Origin of the sequence: Psychrobacter sp. Sarcosine-3u-12 (assembly GCF_002836005.1) — a bacterium.
Lineage (GTDB): Bacteria > Pseudomonadota > Gammaproteobacteria > Pseudomonadales > Moraxellaceae > Psychrobacter > Psychrobacter okhotskensis.
This window is the reverse complement of sequence record NZ_PJBY01000085.1, coordinates 24,017-30,016: the sequence shown is the minus strand read 5'-3', so window position 1 is coordinate 30,016 and position 6,000 is coordinate 24,017. Positions and strand designations below refer to the sequence as shown.

The 6,000-nt window shown below is 44.1% G+C and carries 7 protein-coding genes; 2 read left to right on the top strand and 5 right to left on the bottom strand.

Annotated features, from left to right (window positions below; all coding sequences use genetic code 11):
• Positions 1–935: DUF2804 domain-containing protein (locus CXF65_RS05425; protein ID WP_101211314.1), on the top strand; the 935-nt coding region annotated here is incomplete at its 5' end.
• Between the two features lie 156 nt (positions 936–1,091).
• The gene (gene dcd / locus CXF65_RS05420) at positions 1,092–1,667 is read left to right on the top strand and encodes a dCTP deaminase (protein ID WP_011513914.1); all 576 of its coding nucleotides are present in this window, start codon (positions 1,092–1,094) and stop codon (positions 1,665–1,667) included.
• Positions 1,668–1,808: 141 nt separating this feature from the next.
• Here dcd and CXF65_RS05415 read toward each other — a convergent pair whose 3' ends face one another.
• From CXF65_RS05415 to petA, 5 genes are all read right to left on the bottom strand, one after another.
• The gene (locus tag CXF65_RS05415) at positions 1,809–2,246 is read right to left on the bottom strand and encodes a ClpXP protease specificity-enhancing factor (protein WP_101211313.1); all 438 of its coding nucleotides are present in this window, start codon (positions 2,244–2,246) and stop codon (positions 1,809–1,811) included.
• 132 nt (positions 2,247–2,378) lie between these two features.
• Positions 2,379–2,993, bottom strand: coding sequence for a glutathione S-transferase N-terminal domain-containing protein (locus tag CXF65_RS05410; RefSeq protein ID WP_025651402.1), 615 nt, complete (start codon positions 2,991–2,993; stop codon positions 2,379–2,381).
• A gap of 205 nt (positions 2,994–3,198) precedes the next feature.
• Complete coding sequence (locus tag CXF65_RS05405; RefSeq protein ID WP_101211312.1) at positions 3,199–3,912, bottom strand: cytochrome c1; 714 nt, start codon at positions 3,910–3,912, stop codon at positions 3,199–3,201.
• Positions 3,912–5,132 (bottom strand): cytochrome b, encoded by a 1,221-nt coding sequence (locus CXF65_RS05400; protein ID WP_413772494.1) that lies wholly within the window; start codon positions 5,130–5,132, stop codon positions 3,912–3,914. The genes CXF65_RS05405 and CXF65_RS05400 overlap by 1 nt, the downstream gene beginning before the upstream one ends.
• A gap of 7 nt (positions 5,133–5,139) precedes the next feature.
• Complete coding sequence (gene petA, locus CXF65_RS05395) at positions 5,140–5,724, bottom strand: ubiquinol-cytochrome c reductase iron-sulfur subunit (RefSeq protein ID WP_025651399.1); 585 nt, start codon at positions 5,722–5,724, stop codon at positions 5,140–5,142.
• Between the last annotated feature and the right edge of the window lie 276 nt (positions 5,725–6,000).

Sequence of the window (6,000 nt, the reverse complement as noted above, 5' to 3'; positions counted from 1 at the left end):
AAATTATTCAGCCGCCGTATCGAGTCTGTTTAGCAGTAGCGACCATTAAGCTGGCGACCAGTGCCTTTGTATACCTTTATAACGATGAGACTGGTGAGCTGGAGGTATGTGAAGCCTTGCAACCTTTGACTCGCCATACGCAACTACAAGGTGATTGCTATCAAGGGCAAATGGTATTTACCCATGCCAAACTGACCGTTACTTTAGATTTTATGCCTGCACAAGTTAAAGTAGTGCTGGACAGCCAATACCTTGCACTCCATGCAACATTAGCACGGCAATCACAGCCACTTGCTATCTGTACACCAACGGGCAGACGCGGCTGGACGTTTACCCAAAAAGAGCCATTAACCGCTGTATCTGGACATATACTCGTTAAGGGCAATTCAAAATTTAATGCTGATGCTGTTGATACAAAGCCCGAGCAAATAGACTTTACTGCTACCACGATTGCCAATCTAGATTGGACGCTTGGTTATATGCGTCACGAGACCAATTGGTTTTGGAGCTGTATTAATAGCTATTTGCCAGACCGTCGTCATTTTGCCCTAAATCTAGCGATGGGCGTTAATGAAACAGGGGTTAGCGAAAATGCGTGCTGGCTGGATGGGCATATTTATTATTTACCGTCTGTGATGTTTGTCCGTGATGGTTTAAATTTGCCAGCTAATGAGCAAGATGATAATGCTAAAACCATAGATAATACGCGACAGCCTTGGCGTATTTATCATCAAAACCTCGGTTGGAGTAATGTAGATATTGATTTAACCTTTACACCGATTAGCGTCTATAAGAAAACCGATAACTTTGGTATGCTTGCCAGTATCTTCGAGCAATGGCTAGGCTTTTATAGCGGTGAGATTCGCATCAAAGATGAGGTGATTAAGATTGATAAGGTAATGGGGTTAGCGGAAGACCATTTTGCTAAATGGTAGATTGTAAAATATAAGGTGAGGATCATTAGGTTATGGAACGTATTCATTTTAAAGTCGCCATTGCTCTATAAATTGAGCCTTCAATTCCGTATAATCGTCGCTATCAAAATACGATTCATATCATAAATTTTATTTTATAGCTGCTAAGGAACAACAATGTCTATCAAGTCTGACCGCTGGATTCGTAAAATGGCTGAAGAACACGGCATGATTGAGCCGTTTGAAGCGGGTCAAGTACGTTTTAATGATGCAGGCGAACGTTTGGTTAGCTACGGCACCTCAAGCTATGGTTATGATGTACGCTGCGCGCCTGAATTTAAAGTTTTTACCAATGTTCATTCAGTGATTGTAGATCCAAAAAACTTTGATGAAAAAAGCTTTATTGATGTCATTGGTGACGAGTGTATTATTCCACCGAACTCGTTTGCGCTAGCACGCACCATGGAGTATTTTCGTATTCCGCGCGATGTATTGACCATTTGCCTTGGTAAATCAACGTATGCGCGCTGCGGTATCATTGTGAACGTGACGCCGCTTGAGCCTGAGTGGGAAGGGCACGTGACTTTAGAGTTTAGTAATACTACCAATTTGCCAGCGCGTATTTATGCGGGTGAAGGCGTGGCACAGATGTTATTTTTTCAAAGCGATGCCGATGATGTTTGTGAGACCAGCTATAAAGATCGCGGTGGTAAATACCAAGGTCAACGCGGTGTGACACTGCCAAGAACATAATCGCCAAGAGCTAATTGCCAAGAGCTAATTGCCAAGAGCTAATCGTTTGAAAGCTATTAATCTTTTAGACTGACAATAAAAAAGCTGGACGTATTCAATACGACCAGCTTTTTTATGCGTTACGGTTTATTCACTGCATCTTTATTTTAAGACTTTTAAGCCCGCTTTATTATCACGCTTTGGCTTGGGTACGGCTGTTGGACTTTTCTTAGCAGCAGCAGTCGAATCTTCTTCAGGCTGATAGTTGTCATATTCATTCGGATCAAAAAACATCCCTTGCGAGTTCTCTTTAGCATAGATACCGAGCACCGCTGTCAGTGGTACCCAGATCTCTTGTGACACACCGCCAAAACGCGCACTGAAATGTATATAGTCATTTTCCATACTCATATTACCAGTGGCGCGGCTGGCGATATTTAAGACGATACGACCGTCTTGCACGTGTTCGGTTGGGATTTGCACATTTTCAGCTGTCGCATCGACCATCAGATAGGGCGTCAGAGCATTGTCTTCTATCCATTGGTATAGCGCGCGTACCATGTAGGGACGGGTTGGCGTAATAGAGGTGGTTTCGCTCATCTGATGATTTCCTATACTAATGATTTTTTATAATTAAAAAATAGTTATTTCAGCAATTTATCAGAGGATAAATGCTACTGAATGTCTGTTTCACTGGTACTAATTTTAGGACAGTTTTTTAGACTTGTCTAATTAACGCACGCTTTTTTTAAAACTCTCACGCTCAAAGACACGCGTTTGATAGTCAAACAACGGACGACTGATAGCGCGCGGCAGTTCGATATCCATCTCCTCAAGCCGCCATAATAAAGGAGCGAGCAGCACATCACACCAGCCAAACTCATCCGCCATAAAGTACGGCTTATGAGCAAACAGTGGGGATAAGGTAATCAATGAATCAGCCAATTGTTTTTTTGCCAATGCGGCTTGTGCTTTGTTAAAGCTGTCTGGATGCGTAAGCAGTCGCTTACCGAGGACCAGCCAATCGCGCTGAATACGCCAGGCCAGCTGTCGAAACTGTGCTCGCTCTTGCGGGGTGTCAGGTAGCAGTTTGTTGGCATGATAACGTTCTTCAAGGTATTCAAAAATAACGTTAATCTCATAGAGTGCAATCTCACGCTGTTGCAGGACAGGCAAGGTATGATAAGGGTTGAGCTCGGTCAGATCTTCAGGACGCTCAGAATGCAAACGTGATAAATAATAAGCGAGCTTCTTTTCTTCAAGCAATAGGCGCACCACATGACTGTCGTAGCCGTCATCAGCATATAAAATCAGCTGACTACTTGGAATGTCATTCGCATCAATCATGAAAGCCTAATGTTAATAGTGAAGGCTGTCATCGTAAACAAAGTCGCTGTGTTTATCAAGGCAACTCGCGTAAATGTTGCTGTTGAGCGCCTTATTTGTCTGCTTTCTTGAGGTTTTATTAGGATAGTAAAACAGCAGTGCATAAAAAAGCACTACCGAAGTAGTGCTTTATATCATGCTCAATTTTTATACCATCAACTTCTATTTATTTTACGTCTTTCCAGAACTCTTTATTGAGCAAGTAAACTGGGATGAGTAGGACCAATAAGAAGATAATGACGAAGAAACCAATCACTTGACGGTCGTGACGAGCAGGTTCGCCCATCCACGCCATAAAGTTAACCAAATCGCCGACCTCAGACTCAAACTCTTCTTGACTCAATGTCTCTTGCATATTATGCAAGACGTGAGGCATAGCAGCGTTTGCGAGTACTAGGTTATTCGCACCCCAAGGACGACTTGGATCTTCATAAAACGACAATAGGTAAGTGTAAACCCAATCATCACCACGCAGTCTAGTCTCTAGAGACAAGTCTGGTGGTGCGGCACCAAACCATGAAGCTTGAATCTCAGGGTCAATCTCAGCAGTGATATGATCACCGATTTGATCGGTTGTCACCATCAAGTATTTTTCGACCAACTCAGGTGGAATCTCTAAATCTTTAGCGATACGAGAGTGGCGGACATACTGTGCTGAGTGACAACCTGCACAGTAATTCATAAATATCTTGGCACCGTTTTGTAGCGAGCCTTTATTGGTAAAGTCGATAGGGGCTTCACTACACAGCAGGTGTTCTTCAACCCCTTCAGCGTTAGTGAAAGTCCCACAACCACCACCTGCTGCCATTGCGTTACCAGCAAATAGGGTTAATGCCGCGCCTAAGCCTAAACCGGTTAAGGATTTAATTAGCGTGTTCATTAGTGACCTCCGGTGACGCGTTCTGGTGGCTGTTTACACTTCTCAATAGCAGTGTAAAACGGCATCAATAAGAAAAACAAGAAATACAACACAGTGAATATACGCGCCATAATGGTTGCTGTTGGTGAGGCCGGTGTTGCACCCAAATAACCCAATACCACGAAGCTAATAGCAAATACAGTCAACGCAATTTTAGACAAAATGCCTTTATAACGTATCGAGCGTACTGGAGATCTATCGAGCCATGGTATTAAGAACAGTACAGCAATAGCACCACCCATCGCGATGACACCGCCAAGCTTGTTAGGAACCGCACGTAAGATGGCATAGAAAGGTGTGTAATACCATACTGGTGCAATATGCGCAGGGGTTTTTAGTGAGTTCGCTGTCTCAAAGTTTGGTGGCTCAAGGAAGAAACCGCCGCCCTCTGGAAAGAAGAACACCACTGCAAAGAACAAGATAAAGAACACCACAATACCGACCATATCATGAACGGTGTAGTACGGATGGAACTCAATACCGTCTAATGGCACGCCATTTTTATCTTTTAGCTTTTTAATATCGATGCCATCAGGGTTGTTCGAACCCACATGATGCAGTGCCACTAAATGCATAAAGACCAAGCCCACGAGCACTAAAGGAATAGCGACAACGTGTAAGGCAAAGAAGCGGTTTAGGGTGATACCGGAGATAATATAATCACCACGTACCCATTCGGCAAGACCATCACCAATCACAGGTAGAGCAGCAGGTAAGTTCAAGATAACCTGTGCACCCCAGAATGACATGTTGCCCCAAGGTAGCAAGTATCCGAAGAAACCTTCTGCCATTAGCGCTAGATAGATACCCATACCGATGAGCCAAATAAGCTCACGAGGTTTTTGGTATGAACCGTATAGCAATGCGCGGAACATATGCAAATATACGACAACGAAGAACGCAGAGGCCCCCGTCGAGTGCATATAGCGAATGAGCCAACCGCCTTTGACATCACGCATGATGTATTCAACCGACGCAAATGCCCCTTCGGCACTTGGGTTGTACATCATGGTTAGCCAGATACCTGTCACCAATTGGTTGACCAGTACGACCATAGATAACACGCCGAAGAAGTACCAAAAGTTGAAGTTTTTTGGTGCGTAGTACTTGGACATGTGGTATTCATAGGTTTCGGTCGCAGGAAAGCGCGCGTCCACCCAGTGCATGATTTTTTTACCCATACTCATATTAAGCCTCCCCAACCGTCAAGATGGTACCATCCATGTTATATTCTGGGATAGGTAAGTTAAGCGGTGCTGGAACGCCACTAAAGACGCGGCCTGCTAAATCATACTTAGATCCGTGGCAGGGGCAGAAAAATCCGCCATACCAGTCATTACCGCCTAAATCAGCAGCACCAACATCAGGGCGATAGTTCGGCGCACAGCCCAAATGCGTACACACGCCTTCAACAACCAACACAGCTGGTTCTAAAGAGCGCGTAGGATTCGCACAGTATTCAGGTTGTAATGATGCACTAGAGTCAGGGTCAGACAGCATTGGCTTGACTGACTCTAATCCTGCGATCATCTCTTCGGTGCGCTTAACCACATAAATAGGTTTACCACGATATTTGATGACAATCATTTGTCCATCTTCGATAGAACCGATATCTTGGGTAACAGCCGCCCCTGCAGCTTCAGCTTTTGCGCTTGGCGTCCAAGAACGGACAAAAGGTGTCGCCACTGCAGCTACCCCAGCTGCACCAATCGCGGCAGTCGAGGCAATAAGAACTCTACGGCGTTGTACATTAACGCCTTCGGCATGGCTCATTAATACTTCCTCCAGGTGAATGAAATGGGATTATCCCACACTGGGTTTGTGGCTTAGAGAATATTGGCTTAAAAATATAGATACAATATCAAGCCACTTTAGCTGTGCCTAATTTTGCTAATTGTTGCTATTCTAAGCTATTTTGGTCATAAAATAAATTATTGCGTTAAAAATAAAGCAACCTTGATAGGGCATACTATGCGGTTGAAGCGGATGATTCGTGCCAGATGGCGTGAATATCGACGTGTCATTACCGTTTTTATACCAGCAAGGTGA

Bases quoted from the DNA above. Each gene is read 5' to 3' on its own strand.
- dcd (WP_011513914.1), top strand. From the start codon at position 1,092: ATGTCTATCAAGTCTGACCGCTGGATTCGTAAAATGGCTGAAGAACAC.
- CXF65_RS05415 (WP_101211313.1), bottom strand. From the start codon at position 2,246: ATGAGCGAAACCACCTCTATTACGCCAACCCGTCCCTACATGGTACGC.
- CXF65_RS05410 (WP_025651402.1), bottom strand. From the start codon at position 2,993: ATGATTGATGCGAATGACATTCCAAGTAGTCAGCTGATTTTATATGCT.
- CXF65_RS05405 (WP_101211312.1), bottom strand. From the start codon at position 3,912: ATGAACACGCTAATTAAATCCTTAACCGGTTTAGGCTTAGGCGCGGCA.
- CXF65_RS05400 (WP_413772494.1), bottom strand. From the start codon at position 5,132: ATGGGTAAAAAAATCATGCACTGGGTGGACGCGCGCTTTCCTGCGACC.
- petA (WP_025651399.1), bottom strand. From the start codon at position 5,724: ATGAGCCATGCCGAAGGCGTTAATGTACAACGCCGTAGAGTTCTTATT.